Genomic DNA, 901 nt, shown 5'->3' with positions numbered 1-901 from the left:
CGAGGCTCCTACTGTTTGTATGCATGCGGTTTCAGGATCTATTTCACTCCCCTCCCGGGGTTCTTTTCGCCTTTCCCTCACGGTACTGGTTCACTATCGGTCGATTACGAGTATTTAGCCTTGGAGGATGGTCCCCCCATCTTCAGACAGGATTTCACGTGTCCCGCCCTACTTTTCTCAAGCTTAGTTCCACACCAGGGTTTTCTCATACGGGGCTATCACCCACTATGGCCGGACTTTCCATTCCGTTTTGATAACACCGGTGCTAAATCTTGAAGGCTGGTCCCATTTCGCTCGCCACTACTCTGGGAATCTCGGTTGATTTCTTTTCCTGCAGCTACTTAGATGTTTCAGTTCGCCGCGTTCGCTTCACTAGACCTATGTATTCAGTCTAGGATGACCCATTGGGCCGGGTTTCCCCATTCGGACATTTGTGGATCAAAGCTTATTTGCCAGCTCCCCACAACTTTTCGCAGGCTATCGCGTCCTTCATCGCCTGTAATCGCCAAGGCATCCACCACATGCACTTATTCGCTTGACCCTATAACGAGTGTGTCTTTAGACACAGTCCCTATAGGTTGAGTTTTCGCGTTGTGCCGTATTCCAAGTCATCTTTCGATCACTTAAATACTAGTTGATACAATCACAACCCGTACAATTTCCACGCGCCATCTCTAACGCGCTTCCGTTGTACTACTACTTCTTCCAAATTGTTAAAGAACAAATACTGCATGACATTGCTGTCATTCAAAAACATTCACATTCTTTGGGATTTACCACAGACGTAAAAGCTTTTGACTGACATCGATGTGCGATCTAAGGAATTGGTGGAGGCAGACGGGATCGAACCGACGACCCCCTGCTTGCAAAGCAGGTGCTCTCCCAGCTGAGCTATGCCCCC

General features: G+C 48.4%; 1 tRNA gene and 1 rRNA gene. Both read right to left on the bottom strand.

The annotated features are described in order from the left end of the window. Positions 1–541, bottom strand: a 23S ribosomal RNA gene (locus tag PSO31014_RS22225); the annotation flags it as partial. A gap of 284 nt (positions 542–825) precedes the next feature. Beyond that, a tRNA-Ala gene (locus tag PSO31014_RS22220) sits at positions 826–901 on the bottom strand.

Source organism: Pandoraea soli (assembly GCF_902459595.1).
Classification (GTDB): Bacteria; Pseudomonadota; Gammaproteobacteria; order Burkholderiales; family Burkholderiaceae; genus Pandoraea; species Pandoraea cepalis.
The sequence above is the reverse complement of the archived record's forward strand: the minus strand, read 5'-3'. Positions and strand labels throughout refer to the sequence as shown.